Source organism: Streptomyces sp. NBC_00306, assembly GCF_036169555.1.
Taxonomy (GTDB): Bacteria; Actinomycetota; Actinomycetes; order Streptomycetales; family Streptomycetaceae; genus Streptomyces; species Streptomyces achmelvichensis.
Genome location: NZ_CP108032.1, coordinates 2,913,802 through 2,929,166, shown reverse-complemented (window position 1 = coordinate 2,929,166; position 15,365 = coordinate 2,913,802). Strand labels below are relative to the sequence as shown.

Sequence of the window (15,365 nt, the reverse complement as noted above, 5' to 3'; positions counted from 1 at the left end):
GACGTTCCGTGAGCCATCGGAGTGTCGCCGGATCTCGGGTCGGTGTCGGCCCGATGTCAGGTCGGTCACCCGAGTGGGGCACCGGAACAGGACGTACACCAAGAAACCCGCACAAGGTGGGTGAGGTGTCTCCCATTCCGCAGCCGGAGGTCTACGTGGAGGGTCAGCAGTCACCCGCGGGAACACCCGGGGGAGTGGAACGCGGACGGCTGCGCGCCACCGCCGCGGCCCTCACCTCCCTCATGGCCCTCGCCGCCACCTCCCTCGTCGCCGGACCCGCGGTGGCGAAGAACTCGGCGGGCCCCTGCGCGCTGCCCCGCACCTCCGCCCACCACTCCCTCGGCCTCGACACCTGGAACGCCGCCTATCCGCGGCCGGCGTCCCGGCTCGACGCGGTCATGGTCTTCCTGTCGTTCCCGGACTCCGTGCCGAACCACGATCCGGGCGAGCTCGCCACCGACCACTTCCCCGCCACCAGCACCTTCTTCGACCGCGCCTCGTACGGCAGGTTCAAGCTCCGTGCCGACCCGCAGCCCGCCTGGGTGGTGATGCCGAAAGCCTCCACCGCCTACGGGATAAGCCGTGACTGGGAGCCCAAGAAGCGCGGCGCCTATATGCGCGACGCGATCGATGCCGCCGACCCGACCGTGGACTTCTCCCGCTACGACATCGTCTATCTGGTCGCCGACCCGGACGCGCCCGGCGTCGACTCCGACGCCACCAAGGTCGTGAACTTCGAGCACCCGCTCAGCGCCGACGGCGTCGACATCCGGCGTGTCGTCACCGTCTTCGAACGCCATCCGCCGGACCGCAACGTGCTGGCCCACGAGACCGGGCACGTCTTCGACCTCCCCGACCTCTACCACCGGCCGGTGGACGGCAAGGGCGACTGGGACACCTATGTCGGTGACTGGGACGTGATGGGCAGCCAGTTCGGCATGGCGCCCGACCTGTTCGGCTGGCACAAGTGGAAGCTCGGCTGGCTCGACGAGCGGGCCGTCCGGTGCGTCACCGGGGAGGAGCTGATCACTCTGGAGCCGATCGGCGCCGCGCCGGCGCCGGGCGGCGGTCTCGGCACCCGGCTCGCGGTCGTGCGGACGGGTCCGGGCACGGCGCTCGCCATCGAGGCACGCGCCGCCACCGGCAATGACGCGGCGACCTGCACCGAGGGGGTGCTGCTCTACCGAGTCCAGTCGGACACGGCCTCGGGCGGGGGTCCCGTCGAGGTCATCGACACCCATCCGAGCAGCGAGGCGTGCTGGGACCAGTCGGTGTACCCGGAGCTGGCGGACGCACCGCTGCGGGTCGGCGAGACGTTCACGATGCCGGGGGCGCCGGGAGGGCGGACCCGGGTGGAGGTCGCGGACCGTACGCCCGGGGGTGCGTTCACGGTCAGGATCACCACCGCATAGAGGTGGGCCCCACCGGCATGCGAAAAGGCCCCCCGCTCGCGCGAGGGGCCTTTTCCGTCTGTGCGCCGCCAGGGACTCGAACCCCGGACCCGCTGATTAAGAGTCAGCTGCTCTAACCAACTGAGCTAGCGGCGCCTGCTGACGTCGTAGACCTTAGCACCCTGATCGGCGCGAGGAAAAATCGATATGCGGACGCTCGGGGAGGAGGCCGCGCGGGCCGCCCGGACGCATGCCCACAGCAGTACCTCGGGTCCCGGGAGCCAGGGGTGACGGGTGTCCGGCGCCACCACCCAGCGCGGGCCGGGCCCGTTCCGTTCGGTCTGGGCCAGCGGCGGGACGGTCACCGCGTCACTGGTGCCGTGGCACAGCAGCGGAGGCACCGAGTCGCCCCACTCCTCCCAGTCCAGCAGGGCGGGCAGCCGGTGCGCGGTGCCCGGGACGGTGAACATGAGCATCCTGCCGCGGTGCATGGCCACCGGGCCGGAGCCGGGCCCCTCCGCCCAGAGCCGGTCGAGCATCTGCCGGCCGAAGAGCGCGGGGACGTTCACCACGTCGAAGGCCGTGCCGCAGGGCAGTACGGCGGGGGCGGTCGGCCGCGTACGCCAGAGGGCGAGCATGGAGCGCGGGTACGTCCCGGACGAGGCGAGCCAGGCCGCACCCGAGGCGGTGACCTGCGCGACGTGGTCGCGTCCGTCGTCGCGCAGGAGGGCGAAGATGTCGCGCCTGCGCTCGGTCTCGGCGGAGCCGGGGTTCAGCAGGGAGTCTTCTCGCAGCCATGCACTCATGGAGCAATGTCTACCGGGAGTGACCGTACGGCTCCCGACAGTTGGTCAAAACGAGGACAGCGTGGCCCGGGGAGGAGTATCTTGCGCCTCGGCATATGCCACATGTGATGTTTGCCCGGCAGATTCGAAGCGGCGTTCTACTGGGGACTTCCGTCCCGCAGAAGCCCCCGGCCGAACTCGATCATCTTCTTGGCATAGTCCTCGGTCCACTCCGCACGCTCGGCGATGTCCGCGGGCGTCAGCCGGTCGAACCGGCGCGGATCGGCGAGCTGCGCGGCCGCGAGCGCCTGGAACTCCACGGCCCGGTCGGTCGCCGCGCGGAAGGCGAGCGTCAGCTCGGTCGCACGGGAGAGCAGGTCCCTCGGGTCCTCGATCGACTCCAGGTCGAAGAAGTGCTCGGGGTCGGCGGCAGCCTCCGACGGCTCGAAGAGCAGCGGCGCCGGTCGCAGCCGTCGCTCGCTCCGCTGGGGTTCCGCCATGGGGTGTTCCTCCTTGCACGGGTACAGCCGGATGATCCGGACCGCCATCCATTGTCCCGCGCGCCGCAAGAGGGCGACTCGAAGCGCGAAAGGGGCGCGTCATCACCTCCGGGCGCGGGTCATGTCGCGGGTGTCGCGCGGGGGGTCGGTGGGTCAGGGGGTCCAGGGCACGCGGTGGTCGGCGAGGTGGTCCCAGGTCGTCATCATCGCGTCCCAGCCGTCGGGGCTGTTTGCTTGGGCCGCCTCCGGCGGCGTGCCGGACTCCGTCCGGCGTCTGCTGCTTCCGCTGCGTCGCGGGCGCCGGGTCGGGCCGGGTCGGGCCGGGTGCGTGTCCATGACCCTTTTGGGCGAACCGGCAGCACCGATCGCCGGCCGGGTCAGGGGGTCCAGGTCACGCGGTGGTCGGCGAGGTGGTCCCAGGTCGTCATCATCGCGTCCCAGCCGTCCGGGAACTTGACCGTCACCCCCAGCTGCACCGGCTCCGTCGAGGGGTGCTCGTCCAGCAGCTCGGCCACGCCCGCACGGCACACGACGATGCACGCGTGCCGGTGGCGGGACGCCAGCACGCACAGCCGGCCCGTCTCCAGATGGAACGCCGTCGCGTCCGGCCGTCCCGACAGCGGGTGCAGCACCACCGTGACGTCGAACTCGCGTCCCTGGAGCCGGTTCGCCGTGTCCACGGTGACATCGGCGACGCCCAGTTCCGCCAGCGCCGCCCGCACGGCCGCGGCCTGGTCCCGGTGGGCCGTGCCGACCGCGATGCGCTCGGCCGTCACCGGCGAGGGCTCCGAGGCGCCGGTGCTCGCCGCGCCGCCGCGGTCCAGCAGTCTGCGCACCACCTGCGCCACCGCGCGTACGGCCTCCGGGTCGGTGCGGGGCGTGTGGCGGGCGGGCAGTTCCAGCAGGCCCCAGCCCGACTCCGCCGCCTCGTCGATCACCCGGTCGTGGGCCGAACCGTCCGACGCGACCCCGAAGGACAGCCGCCGTTCGCCGGGGCCCGTACCGCTGCGGAACGGTGTGTACGGATAGAACGCCGCCGACACCAGCGGCGCGGCCGACGCCGGCAGCCGCCAGGACACCGGCAGCCGGTGCTGCGGCAGCTCCGGATTGTGCGCCAGCAGCGTCGAGACGGCGCTCGCGGACGGGTCGTAGGACAGACCCGCCCACTGCTCCGCGCCGACGATGGAGAACGGGTCCAGCTGCCCCGGGTCCCCCACGAACAGCGCGCGGTCGAAGAGGCCGGCGACGGCGAGCAGGGCGTCCGAGCGCATCTGGTACGCCTCGTCCACGATGGCGTGCGGCCAGGGCTCGACGCCCTGGACATGGGCCCACTTCGCGGCCGTCGAGATCACGATGTCCAGGCCCGCGAGGTCGCCCGCCTTCGCCGAGGTGCGGACGTTGTCCAGCTCGTCGAGCGCCTTGTCGTACGGGTCGGGGTCACTGCTGTGCAGCCGGCCCACCGGCAGCTGCGGGTCCTTCGCGGCGAGCCGGAGCACCAGGTCGTCGACCTGCGCGTTGGTCTGGGCGATCACCATCAGGGGGCGGCCCGCCGCGGCCAGTTCGCGGGCGGCGTTCACCACGAGCGTCGACTTGCCCGCGCCGGGCGGCGAGTCCACGACGACACCGCGGTGCGTCCCGTGCAGCGTGTCGGCGAGGATCGCCTCGGTGGCCCGGGCCGCCTCGGCGGACGGGTCGAAGGGGGCGCTCACAGGATGTCCTCCGAGGTCACGGGGTCGGCGCTCTCGGCGGCCGCGCCCGGCGGGCCGCCGTGGGTCCACGGCGTCTCCTCCGGGTCCGGCAGCTTCGGCCCGCCGCGCTGATCGTGCTCGAACAGGGTCCAGGCGATGCGGTCGCCCGTGCGGGGAACCGTCCCCTCGGCCGGTTCCTTGGCGCGGCCCATGCGGTCGGTCAGCCGCAGCACCAGCAGCCCGTCCGACGGCGGCCCGTCGAACCCGGTGAACTCCGCCGACTGCGGCTTGCCGTCCAGTGACCGGTAGACCTTCACCCGCTCACCCAGATGCGGCCGGTCGTCCGTGCGCACCGTCACCAGGGGGCGCGGGCTCGGGCGCTTCGACTCGGACCACGCCATCACCACGTCGGTCACCTCACCCAGGAACGCCTCGCCCGCGAGCCTGCGCCCCGCCATCACCAGCGGGTCGTCCAGGGCCTCCTGCGCGTCCAGCTGCGCCTGGGCCGTCTCCCGTGAGGCGAGCTTCCGGGCGGCGGTCACGGCGTCGTCGCGGCGCGGCTGCGGCGGCTCACCGGCCCGTACCCGGTCGCGGTGCGCGGTGAACGACCAGCGGTCGCGCGTCCAGCGGTCCGCGGCCCGCCGCCCCTCGGGCAGCTCCCGCAGCAGCTCCAGGCTCCGCCAGACCGCGTCCCACGTGGGCCGCAACTGGCTGAGCACCAGACGCCGGATCTCCCGCTCGGCGAGGGTCAGTTCGCCCAGCCGGGTGTCGGCCGCGGCGCCGTCCTCCGCGGCCCCGAGCGCCTGCCGGGCCCTGTCGTAGCGCTCGACGGCCGGCGCCAGGAGCCGGTTGTCGAACGCCGGATCGGTGGCCGGCCCGGCAGGCGGGCACAGCAGCTGGCCCCGGTCGTCACGCGCCAGCTCGGCCCGCAGCGCCGCCTCGGCGCCCGACTGCCCCTCGGCCGCGTCGATCCAGGCCAGCAGCGCACCCAGATGCTGGTCCTCCAGGGACGACTGTCCGGTCGCCCAGTGCCGGCCCAGCAGATCCGTCGCCGCCAGCAGCAGGGACGAGCCCGGTACGCGGGCCCGCTCGCCGTAGTGGGTGAGCCACCGCCCGAGCAACGGGACCCGGGGCGGGGCGGGGTAGGGCGTGTCGGGGTCCTGCTCGGCGGTACGGCGGAAGCGCATCGACCGGCCCAGCAGCCGGACGAAGTCGATCCCGGCCCGTCCCGGCACGACCAGCTGCGGTGCGTCCGCGCACAGTTCGGCCTCGACCTTGGTGCGCCTGCCGGTCTCCGGGTCGGTCTGGTTCTGCTCGACCAGCTCGATGTCGTCGGCGTACGTGTCCAGATGAGGCAGCACCGCGTCGGCCAGCTCGGCGAGGAAGGCGAACCGCAGCTCCCGGTCGCGCGGCTGGGCCACCACCATCAGCCGCGGTTCCTCCCGGTCCGTCCCCACGAGCGCGCCCAGCGGGGCACCCGCCTCACCGGCGGTGGTCAGCGGCACGAGGACCAGCGGGCGTTCGGACAGATGCCGGTGCCGCACGGTCGCGAGCGGCTGGGCGCGCCCGGACTCCACGGCCTCCAGCCGGGCCAGCGTGGCGATCAGCGACATCCGGCGGCCTCCAGCGCCTCGGCCCGCAGCACGGCGGCCCGGCGCAGGGCCGCGACGGCCGGATCATCCGCGTCGCCCGCGGTGCCGCGGGCCGCCGCCAGCACGTCCCCGATCGTCGTGAGACCGCCCAGCTCACCGCGCAGTCCACGGCCCAGGGCGCCGACCACCCCGGCCGTCCGGGCCCGCTCACGGCAGTGGAACGCCAGCTCGCAGGCGGCCAGGCACTCGGGTGCGTACGCCGCGTCCACCGATTCGACTGCGGCCGTGAGCTGCTCCGGCGTGCACTGCGGATCGAAGGTGGTGCCCTCGGGCAGGGCGGCCGCGATGTCCTCGACGCGGGTCAGCCGGGTGAGCTGCCGGCGGGTGACCGACAGCTGCTTGCGCACATCGACGACGGACGCCGTGGGGAGGTTGGAGAAGTCCTTGGGGCAGACGAGCAGGATGTCGTGGGCGACCTGCGCGCCCCCGGTCAGCGCGGCGACCCGCTCCAGCGCCAGCACGTACACCGCGGCCTGGCGGGCGGCCGCGCCCACCTTGGACGCGTCCGCGGAGGCGTCGATCATCGGGAACGACTTGATCTCGACGACGGTCCACCGGCCGTCGGGAGCGACGACCACCGCGTCCGGCTCCAGATAGGCGGGGGAGCCCGCGACCTCCAGCGCCAGCATCGGATGGTCGAGCAGCGTCCACGCCGCCTCGGCCGTCGCCTCGCGCAGGGCCAGCGCCGTCCGCGCGGCCCGGCCCTCGGGGCCCGCCGCCGACAGATCGGGCACCCGGACGTCCGCGCCGCTGTCGACACCCATCAGCCGCAGCAGCTCCGCGCCACCGTCGGACTTCACCTTCGCCTCGAAGGCATTGCCCCGCATGAACGCGAACTGCGACTGCCCGAACGTCGCCGGCGATCCCAGCGCGGTGGCGAGCGCGGCCTTGTCCACCCCGGCGCCGTCCAGCAGGGCGCGCCGCTCACAACCGGGGTTGGCCGCGAGGGCGGCGAGAGCCCGGGCGTCGAGCGGACGTGGCTGGGCGGCGGGACCGCGCAGCTCAGCGAGCCGCTGCCGGAGTGCTGTCGTCGGCGCCTGCGGACGAGGTCCGCTGTCCAGGGATTCGCTCACCCGCGGAAGTCTCGCATCCGGCACCGACAATCGGGGACTTCGGGCCGGAGGGGGCGGGCGCGTAGCGGGCCCGCAGGCGGTCGGCGAGCCGCAGCGCGGGCCGGGTCGCGAGCGCGCCGAGACCCATCACCGCGGCGCCGGCGACCGCGTCGAGGAAGTAGTGGTTGGCCGTTCCCATCACCACCAGCGTGGTGAGCAGGGGATAGGCGACGCCGAGCGCCTTCATCAGCGGAGTACGGCCGTGCCGCCACAGCATCACACCGCACCAGAGCGCCCAGCCGACGTGCAGACTTGGCATCGCGGCGTACTGGTTGGTCATACCGCCCATGCCGCGCGGAGCACTGGCCTCGCCGCCCCACCAGCCGTACGAGCTGTACTGGGCCATGGTGTCGACGAAGCCGTGACTCGCGTCCAGCAGCCGCGGCGGGCAGGTCGGCGTCAGTGTGAAGCCGACGAGACCGAGGAGGGTGGAGAGCATCAGCCAGGTGCGGGCCGCGCGATAACGCAGCGGCCGGCGGCGGAAGAGCCACACCAGGACGGCGGGGGTCACCAGGTAGTGCAGGGACGCGTACATGAAGTCGGCGGGTATGCCGATCGCGGGCGTCTGGCTGAACAGCCGGTTGAGCGGGTGCTCGGCGTTCAGCAGGAGTGCCTTCTCGGCCCGGAGTATCGCGAGGCCGTGGTCCACGGCGGTGGTCACATCACCGCGGGCGAGGAGCCGGCCGGCCGAGTACGCGACGTACACCACGAGCAGCAGCAGCAGTTCGGTCCACCAGCGTGGCCTCGGTCGCGGCGCGGTGTACGGCATCCGAACGTTTCTCCATCGTGAGTTCCGGTGGCCGACGACCACGGTTCAACCGTACGGTGTAAGGGGCGACGCTCTGTCGGCGGGTCCGACCTAGTGGAGGACGCCGAGATCGTCTTGGAGGTTGCCCCGGGTTCAGGTGGGTGATGATGGAAATCCACCGCATGTGAACTTCAGGGAGAGCGCCTCATGGCACCGCGCATCCTGCTCGCCCGGCACGGTCAGACCGAATGGTCCCGGCTGGGTAAGCACACCGGCAGGACGGACATCCCGCTGATCGAGGAGGGCCGCCGCGGGGCGAAGCTGCTCGGCGAACGACTCCAGCGCTCCCCGTGGTCCTCCCTGCCGGACGTCGAGGTCCGCACGAGCCCGCTGGCCCGGGCGTCGGAGACGTGCACGCTCGCGGGCTTCGGGGTCAGGGCGACGGAGTGGGACGCGCTGATGGAGTGGGACTACGGGGCGTACGAGGGCCTGACCCCGCCGGAGATCAGGGCGATCAGCAAGCCGGACTGGTTCATCTGGCGCGACGGTGTCCGCGACGGGGAGACGCTGGCGCAGGTGGGTGCGCGGGCGGACGAGGTCGTGGAGTGGGCGCAGTCGGAGGACCGGGACGTCCTGGTCTTCGCCCACGGCCACATCCTGCGCGTCCTGGCGGCGCGCTGGCTGGACCTGGACCCGTCCTTCGGGGCCCGCATCCGCCTGGACCCGGCGTCCCTGTCGATCCTGGGCTGGGCGTACGGCGCGCCGGCGCTGGACCACTGGAACGACACGGCGCACCTGGAGTCGTGACGCGCGGCCGGGGTTCTGCGGGGCTGCGCCCCACGCCCCTTGGCTGCGGCAGCTTCGTGCCGGCGGGGCCTGCGCTCCCGTCCGGTGCGGGTGGGATGGTTCATGCAGGGCTGCGCCCCACGCCCCCTAGCCGCGGCAGCTTCGCGCCGCCCTGGCCGGCGCGGTTGGGAGAAGGTTTGCGGGGCTGGCCCCCTTGCCCGCGGCGGGCTTCGCGCCGGGCTGACGGCACTGTCACGTGCGGGTGAGGTTCACGCGGGGCATCCCATCGCGCTGCCCCGAACCGGCTCTGGTTCGCATGGGCCCGCGCCGCCACCGGTCTCGTCGTCGACCTCCGGGAGGGGGCGTGCAGGGTCGTCCCCGCAGGGGATCGGCGGCAAGACCTGGGTGACCAACGCAAGGGACCTGTAGGCCGCCGACCCCGAGGAGTCGAGCCCGGAGGGCCCCCGGACCCGACGCCGGACAAGCCCCGAGGCTCAAGCAGCCGCCCCAGGCCGAAGCGCCCGACGCTGGACAGGAACCCGAGGCTCAAGCACCCGGCCCAGGCCGAAGGACCCGCACCCCCTACACCCGCACCTCCTCGTACCGCCGCAAGAACGCCCCCACCCCCCTCGCCCCCCGATGCCCCCTCAACGTCCTCGCCGTCGAGGACAGCAGTGCCTGGATGCGCGCCGACTGGACCCCGTCCAGCAGATCCAGCGCCTCCTCCGCCGCCGAGGCCGATTCGTCCGGGGCGCCTCCGTGGGCCAGGTCCGTCGCCAGTTCCGCGTGGTACAGCGCGAGGTTGCGGGTGAAACGCCGGTCCTGGAGCGTCGCCGCACGCCGTGCGTGGCGGATCGCGCGCGGCCAGTCGCCCAGCGTCGCCCAGCACTGCGCCTGGAGAGACTCCAGCTCCGGTTCGCCGAAGAACGACATCCACTCCGGGTCCGCCGCCCCCGCCCCCCGGTCGAAGTACGTGTGCCCCCGCGCCAGTGACTGTTCGCAGCCCGCACGGTCCCCCAGCCCCGCCCAGCCCCCCGCTTCCCGCAGCGCGAGCAGCGCCAGCAGCCGCGGGGACGACAGGTGCCCGGCCGCGCGCAGGCCGGCCTGCGCGGAGCGGACGGCTTCACGGGGCCGGCCGGTATCCCTCGCCAGGAACGACGTGTTGCAGAACGCGTGCGCCTCCAGCGCCGCGTCCCCGGCCACCCGCGCCGTCGCCAGCGCCTCCGCGTAGTGCGACCGCGCGTCGTCGAACCGGCCCGAGTCGTGCGCCAGCCACCCCACGGAGATGGCCAGTTCACCGGCGCCGGAGTGGAGCCGGTCCGTGGTCGAGCGCCGGGCGGTGATCCCCGCGTCGAGCAACGCGTAGGCCGCCCGCAGCGGCTGCGCGGCACGCCGGTACAGGCCGTCCGCGCCGTGCCGGTCGTCGAGCAGCCGGATCCGCCGTACCGCCTCCTCGACGGCCTTCACCTCCGGCTCGCCGACCCTGCGGCGGCCCTGCGAGGGCACGGCCATGGAGCTCAGCCCCAGGGACGCGGCCGCCGCCGTGGCGGTGCCGCTCGTCATGAATGCGCGACGCAGCACGTCGCTCTCCTCGTCGCTGTCGGTGTCGGTGTGAGTCGTGGCGGCGAAGCCGAACGCCCTTGTGTCCAGAGCCTGTTCGTGAGCCCGTTCATGAGCCTGCTCGCGCGGCCGGCACCGGGCCCCGCCCCGCACCTGCTCTCGTGCCGTGAACCCCAGGTCCCCCAGAGCGAGACCGGGAAACATATGGAGGAAGACCCGCTCGTACGCGTAGTTGGGGCAGCGGATCTCGCCCGCCTCCACGCGCCCGATGTAGCGGGCGTCGCAGGAGACCTGCTCGCCGATCTCCCGCGCCGCCTTGCGTACGGCCGCGGCGAACTCCCCCGGCGATCGCTGCCCGCGCAACCGCCGGAAGGCGAGGTTGGGAACTGCCCGTGCTGCCTGTGACGACGACGCCATGGCCGAGCCCTCTCTTGGTGCAGCCGTGTTCCGGCGGAGCAAGAACGTACCTGCTGTGACGACCCGCACACGCAGGGTTTGCCTACAAAAGGGATAACTCACCCGCGATCTGCCATGAAGTGCCACCCTTTGCGGCGGCGTGCCGCCGTAGCCCTTGACGCGTACGGGCGTTGAACTCCATGGAGGCTCGGTATGTGCTTCCACTCGAGCGAGGAGGCGATCCCCTTGTTGGAGGTCGGCATGGAGACCAGCGCCAACGGCGGCGTCCGGGCGCCTGCGACATCGGCGACGACGGCTCGGCACCTGCCCAGCCAGGACTGCAGCGCACCACCGGGCGGCGACGGCCCGGACGGCGGCTGTGACCTGGTGACGGTCCCGGCGCGCCAGGGGCTGGAAGCGGTCGACATCCTGCGCCGCACCGCCGCCCCGGCCGTCGGGCCGGTGCTCCACGACGGTGAGTGCGACACCCTGGGCTTTCTGGTTCCGCCGGGCACGGCCGACGGCTGGGACATGCCGGGCAGCGCGTGCACGCAGACCGCCGGCCGGGGGCTGCGGATCCCCGCCGAACCGCCGGTGCGCGGGAGTGGCTGGCTGTTGCCGCCGGGCGGCGCGGACGAGGTCACGGACCCGGAGGTGCTGCGCGAGGCGCTGGGCGAGGCGGCCCGGCTGATCGAAGCGGCGGACAGCCGCCGGTAGCGGCCCCCGCGGCCGGCCGGCCGCACCGGCACCGCACCGGCACCGCAACCGAACGCATCCCATCGCGGCCGCCACCGCACCGCAGGCGCCGCCCTCCCGCCGGGCCCGATAATGGAGGGATGGCGAAGAGCAGGCGGAACAAGGGCGGTGGCGGTGTCGGCGGCCCCGAGCCCGTCGTCGCGCAGGTCGACGGCGGACTCGCGGAGCTGATACCGGACCGCGAGCGTCCGCGTGCCTGGGCGCTGCTCATCGACGGTGCGCCCCAGTCGCATGTCGACCTCGACGATCCGGCGCACCTGTCCTTCGAGTACCAGCGCCGCCTCGGCCATGTCGTCGATCTCGTGGCGCCCCCGGGCCGGCCCCTTCAGGTCGTCCACCTCGGCGGCGGGGCCTTCACGCTCGCCCGCTATGTCGCGGCGACCCGCCCCCGGTCGACCCAGCAGGTGGTGGAGCTCGACGGACCCCTGGTCCAACTGGTGCGCTCACATCTGCCGTTGGACCCGGGCGCCCGTATACGCGTACGGTCCGGCGACGCCCGCGCGGGGCTCGCCAAGGTGCCGGACGGCTGGGCGGATCTCGTCATCGCGGATGTGTTCGGCGGTGCCCGTACCCCCGCGCATCTGACCAGTACGGAGTTCCTCGCCGATGTCCGCCGTGTCCTGCGGCCCGGCGGGCACTACGCCGCGAACCTCGCCGACGGTCCGCCCCTCGCGCATCTGCGCGCCCAAGTGGCCACCGCGGCGGGCCTGTTCCCCGAGCTGGCGCTCGCCGCCGACCCCACCGTCTTCCGCGGCCGCCGGTTCGGCAACGCCGTGCTGCTGGCCTCGGACGTGCCGCTGCCCGTCGCCGAGTTCACCCGGCGCGTCGCGAGCGACCCGCATCCCGGCCGGGTCGAGCACGGCAAGGCGCTCATGGACTTCACGGGGGGCGCGGCCGCGGTCACCGACGCGAGCGCGAAGCCCTCACCGGCGCCTCCGCCCGCCGTCTTCCGCTGACGCGGTGACCGCGCTGACCGCGGGGCGCGCACGGCAGACCCGCTCGCCACGGCGTCCAACGCACTCACGGCATCCAACGCACTCACGGCATCCAACGCATCGCGCACCCGCGCACCGCGCTCAACGCTTGTCGAACTGCACCATCGGCGGATGGCCGTTCCAGGTGCAGAACACCGACGACTCCCGCCCGTCCTTGGTGAACGTGACCCGGATCCATTCCGGTTGCTTCCACACCTGCATCTGCCAGCCCGCGTCGGGCGTCGCCGACGCCAGCTCCGCGTACGTGTCGCGGATGTCGAACACGACCCGGCCGCCGTCGACCGTGTAGCCCTTCACGCTGCCCGCCGGGGCGGACTGCTGCGGCGGCGAAGCGGACGAGGGCGCTTCGGACTTGTCGGACTTTCCCGTCGACGGTGTGGTCGACGGGCTCCGCTTCCGCTCCTTCGACGGGCTCGGGCTCGACGGCGGTGCGGGCGGCTCCTGTGTCGACGAGGCCTGCGGTTTCGAGCCCTGCGTGGTCGCCGTGTCCGCACTGATCGGCAGCGCGCGCGGCCGGTCGTAAGCGGTCCCGGACATCACCGTGTGGACGCCCCACCACGACAGCGTGACCGCCGCCCCGGTGGACAGCGACCACGCCATGGCATGTACAAGTCCTCTACGCATCGTTGCCCATACTGCACCACGCGCCCCACCCGTGTCCCGGAGAGGACCGAGCCGTTCCGGATCGTGAGCGACCTGCTCCGGATGGCGACCGCGGTACTCCGTATGGCGTACGGTGCCGCCCATGGCAAGTGTGCTCGTGGTCGAGGACGACCAGTTCGTGCGCTCCGCCCTCATCCGGCACTTGACCGAGGCCTCCCACACCGTACGGAGCGTCGGCACGGCCCTGGAGGCGCTGCGTGAGGTGGCCCATTTCCGGTTCGACGTGGTCATTCTCGACCTCGGTCTGCCGGACCTGGACGGGGCCGAGGCGCTGAAGATGCTGCGGGGCATCACGGATGTACCGGTGATCATCGCGACCGCGCGGGACGACGAGACCGAGATCGTCCGGCTGCTCAACGACGGTGCCGACGACTACCTCATCAAGCCCTTCTCGGTGGAGCACCTGTCCGCGCGCATGGCCGCCGTCCTGCGCCGCTCGCGCGTCGCCGCCGGCGACGTACCGCCCTCGCGCGTCATCCAGGTCGGCGGTCTGTCCATCGACCCGCTGCGCCGCCAGGCCGAGCTGGACGGCACGGCACTGGACCTGACCCGCCGGGAGTTCGACCTGCTGGCCTTTCTGGCCGGCCGCCCCGGAGTCGTCGTCCCGCGCAAGGAACTCCTCGCCGAGGTCTGGCAGCAGAGCTACGGCGACGACCAGACGATCGACGTCCATCTGAGCTGGCTGCGGCGCAAGCTCGGTGAGACCGCGGCACGGCCCCGCTATCTGCACACGCTGCGGGGAGTCGGAGTGAAGCTGGAACCGCCGAACGGACACATGAGATGAGATGGGCACTCGTCAAGGTTTCGCTGGCCGTCACGGCGATGGTCGTGGTGGCCTTCGCCGTACCGCTCGGGCTCGTCATCAAGGAGATGGCCAGCGACCGCGCCTTCTCCAACGCCGAGCGCCAGGCCGCCGCCATCGGCCCCACCCTCTCCATCACCGCCGAGCGTGACCCGCTGGAGCGGGCCGTGATGTCGACCCAGGCCGGAGCGGCGGGCCGGATGGCCGTGCACGTCCCGGCCTCCGGTGAACCCGGCAGCGTGCCCGTCGACATCGGCATCCGCCGGGCCGCGACGGCCGACCTCGCCACCACCCAGCGCCTCGGCCGCGCCTCCGTCACCGAAGTGCGCGGCGGCTCCGCCCTGTTGCAGCCCACCGCCATCGGCACCGGCCAGATCGCGGTCGTCGAGGTGTTCGTGCCCGAGGGCGAGGTCTCCAACGGCGTCGGCACCGCCTGGCTGGTCCTCGGTGGCGTCGGCATCGCCCTGATCATCGGTTCGGTCGCGGTCGCCGACCGCCTCGGCAGCCGGATGGTGACGCCCGCGCAGCGGCTCGCGGGCGCGGCCCACGACCTCGGCGAGGGCAGGCTGGGGGCGAGGGTCCCCGAGGAGGGGCCGACCGAACTGCGGTCGGCCGCGATCGCGTTCAACGCCATGGCCGACCAGGTCGTCCAGCTTCTCGCCAACGAGCGGGAGCTCGCGGCCGACCTCTCGCACCGGCTGCGCACCCCGCTGACCGTGCTGCGCCTCAACGCTGCCTCGCTGGGCGAGGGCCCGGCGGCCGAGCAGACCAGGACCGCCGTCGAGCAGCTGGAGCGGGAGGTCGACACGATCATCCGCACCGCGCGCGAGGCCAAGCCGCAGACCGTCGCCAACGGCCCGGGAGCCGGCTGCGACGCCTCCGAAGTCGTCCGCGAACGCATGGACTTCTGGTCCGCGCTGGCGGAGGACGAGGGCCGCAAGGTGCGGGTCGCGGGCGTCGACCGTCCCGTACGCATCCCGGTCGCCCGTCCCGAACTGGCCGCTGCCCTCGACGCGTTGCTCGGCAACGTCTTCCGTCACACCCCCGAGGGCACGGCCTTCTCGGTCGACGTACACAACGGCGACGACGCCGTGATCGTGCTCGTCTCCGACGCCGGGGCGGGCATCACCGACCCGGAGGCCGCGATGGCCCGGGGCAACAGCGGTGGCAGGGACGGCTCGACGGGCCTCGGCCTCGACATCGTGCGCAGGGTCGCCGAGTCGACGGGCGGGGACGTACGGATAGGCAGTTCGGTGCTCGGCGGCACGGAGGTACGGCTGTGGCTCGGCCTCGGCCCCCGCCAGGGCGCGCAGGGCGAGCGCCGCCGGGGTCACCGCGGCACCGAACGGCGGCGCGGGCGCCTTTCCCGCTCGCACTCCCGGGTCGGCGGCCCCGACCATTAACCGGCTCCGATGCCTTCCTTAACGGCGTCATAAGAAGGTCGAACCCCGCCCTGAACCGGTCATTTGTCCGTTCCGGTCTCGCTAGCGTGCTGCCACACCCCCCACTTCCGTAAGACAGAGGCAGGCAC

At 73.1% G+C, this 15,365-nt stretch carries 14 protein-coding genes and 1 tRNA gene; 6 read left to right on the top strand and 9 right to left on the bottom strand.

The genetic code is table 11. The features are described 5' to 3' along the window. Positions 1 to 125 precede the first annotated feature (125 nt). Positions 126 to 1,412: a M6 family metalloprotease domain-containing protein gene (locus tag OHA05_RS12875; RefSeq protein WP_328860643.1), complete on the top strand. Its 1,287-nt coding sequence runs from the start codon at positions 126 to 128 to the stop codon at positions 1,410 to 1,412. Positions 1,413 to 1,473: 61 nt separating this feature from the next. Here the strand turns inward: OHA05_RS12875 and OHA05_RS12870 are convergent. The 7 genes from OHA05_RS12870 to OHA05_RS12840 form a co-directional block, all read right to left on the bottom strand. After that, a tRNA-Lys gene (locus OHA05_RS12870) sits at positions 1,474 to 1,547 on the bottom strand. Beyond that, complete coding sequence (locus OHA05_RS12865) at positions 1,538 to 2,197, bottom strand: bifunctional DNA primase/polymerase (protein WP_313946172.1); 660 nt, start codon at positions 2,195 to 2,197, stop codon at positions 1,538 to 1,540. Before OHA05_RS12865 ends, OHA05_RS12870 begins: the two co-directional genes overlap by 10 nt. A gap of 137 nt (positions 2,198 to 2,334) precedes the next feature. Then, positions 2,335 to 2,676 carry a hypothetical protein gene (locus tag OHA05_RS12860; RefSeq protein ID WP_313946173.1) on the bottom strand — a complete coding sequence of 114 codons (342 nt, stop codon included), beginning with the start codon at positions 2,674 to 2,676 and terminating at the stop codon, positions 2,335 to 2,337. 377 nt (positions 2,677 to 3,053) lie between these two features. Then, the gene (locus OHA05_RS12855; RefSeq protein ID WP_328860642.1) at positions 3,054 to 4,385 is read right to left on the bottom strand and encodes an AAA domain-containing protein; all 1,332 of its coding nucleotides are present in this window, start codon (positions 4,383 to 4,385) and stop codon (positions 3,054 to 3,056) included. After that, on the bottom strand, positions 4,382 to 5,977 hold the full coding sequence (locus OHA05_RS12850) for a hypothetical protein (protein WP_328860641.1): 1,596 nt from the start codon (positions 5,975 to 5,977) through the stop codon (positions 4,382 to 4,384). The genes OHA05_RS12855 and OHA05_RS12850 overlap by 4 nt, the downstream gene beginning before the upstream one ends. Beyond that, positions 5,968 to 7,089 carry a hypothetical protein gene (locus tag OHA05_RS12845; RefSeq protein WP_313946176.1) on the bottom strand — a complete coding sequence of 374 codons (1,122 nt, stop codon included), beginning with the start codon at positions 7,087 to 7,089 and terminating at the stop codon, positions 5,968 to 5,970. Before OHA05_RS12845 ends, OHA05_RS12850 begins: the two co-directional genes overlap by 10 nt. Beyond that, a complete protein-coding gene (locus OHA05_RS12840) occupies positions 7,019 to 7,897 on the bottom strand; it encodes a phosphatase PAP2 family protein (RefSeq protein WP_313946177.1) in 879 nt (292 codons plus the stop codon). The genes OHA05_RS12845 and OHA05_RS12840 overlap by 71 nt, the downstream gene beginning before the upstream one ends. Before the next feature lie 186 nt (positions 7,898 to 8,083). Between OHA05_RS12840 and OHA05_RS12835 the strand changes: the two genes are divergently transcribed. After that, a complete protein-coding gene (locus tag OHA05_RS12835; RefSeq protein WP_313946178.1) occupies positions 8,084 to 8,683 on the top strand; it encodes a histidine phosphatase family protein in 600 nt (199 codons plus the stop codon). Positions 8,684 to 9,244: 561 nt separating this feature from the next. Here the strand turns inward: OHA05_RS12835 and OHA05_RS12830 are convergent. Beyond that, complete coding sequence (locus OHA05_RS12830) at positions 9,245 to 10,639, bottom strand: tetratricopeptide repeat protein (RefSeq protein WP_328860640.1); 1,395 nt, start codon at positions 10,637 to 10,639, stop codon at positions 9,245 to 9,247. Between the two features lie 240 nt (positions 10,640 to 10,879). Here OHA05_RS12830 and OHA05_RS12825 point away from each other — a divergent pair, with 240 nt between their 5' ends. Beyond that, on the top strand, positions 10,880 to 11,335 hold the full coding sequence (locus OHA05_RS12825; RefSeq protein ID WP_313949000.1) for a hypothetical protein: 456 nt from the start codon (positions 10,880 to 10,882) through the stop codon (positions 11,333 to 11,335). 119 nt (positions 11,336 to 11,454) lie between these two features. Continuing rightward, positions 11,455 to 12,330, top strand: coding sequence for a spermidine synthase (locus tag OHA05_RS12820; protein ID WP_313946180.1), 876 nt, complete (start codon positions 11,455 to 11,457; stop codon positions 12,328 to 12,330). Positions 12,331 to 12,450: 120 nt separating this feature from the next. Here OHA05_RS12820 and OHA05_RS12815 read toward each other — a convergent pair whose 3' ends face one another. Then, positions 12,451 to 12,993: a hypothetical protein gene (locus OHA05_RS12815; RefSeq protein ID WP_313946181.1), complete on the bottom strand. Its 543-nt coding sequence runs from the start codon at positions 12,991 to 12,993 to the stop codon at positions 12,451 to 12,453. Between the two features lie 121 nt (positions 12,994 to 13,114). On the opposite strand from OHA05_RS12815, the gene OHA05_RS12810 reads away from it, so the two are divergent. Further along, complete coding sequence (locus OHA05_RS12810) at positions 13,115 to 13,816, top strand: response regulator transcription factor (protein WP_313946182.1); 702 nt, start codon at positions 13,115 to 13,117, stop codon at positions 13,814 to 13,816. Then, complete coding sequence (locus OHA05_RS12805) at positions 13,813 to 15,237, top strand: sensor histidine kinase (protein WP_313946183.1); 1,425 nt, start codon at positions 13,813 to 13,815, stop codon at positions 15,235 to 15,237. Before OHA05_RS12810 ends, OHA05_RS12805 begins: the two co-directional genes overlap by 4 nt. The last annotated feature ends 128 nt before the right edge of the window (positions 15,238 to 15,365 follow it).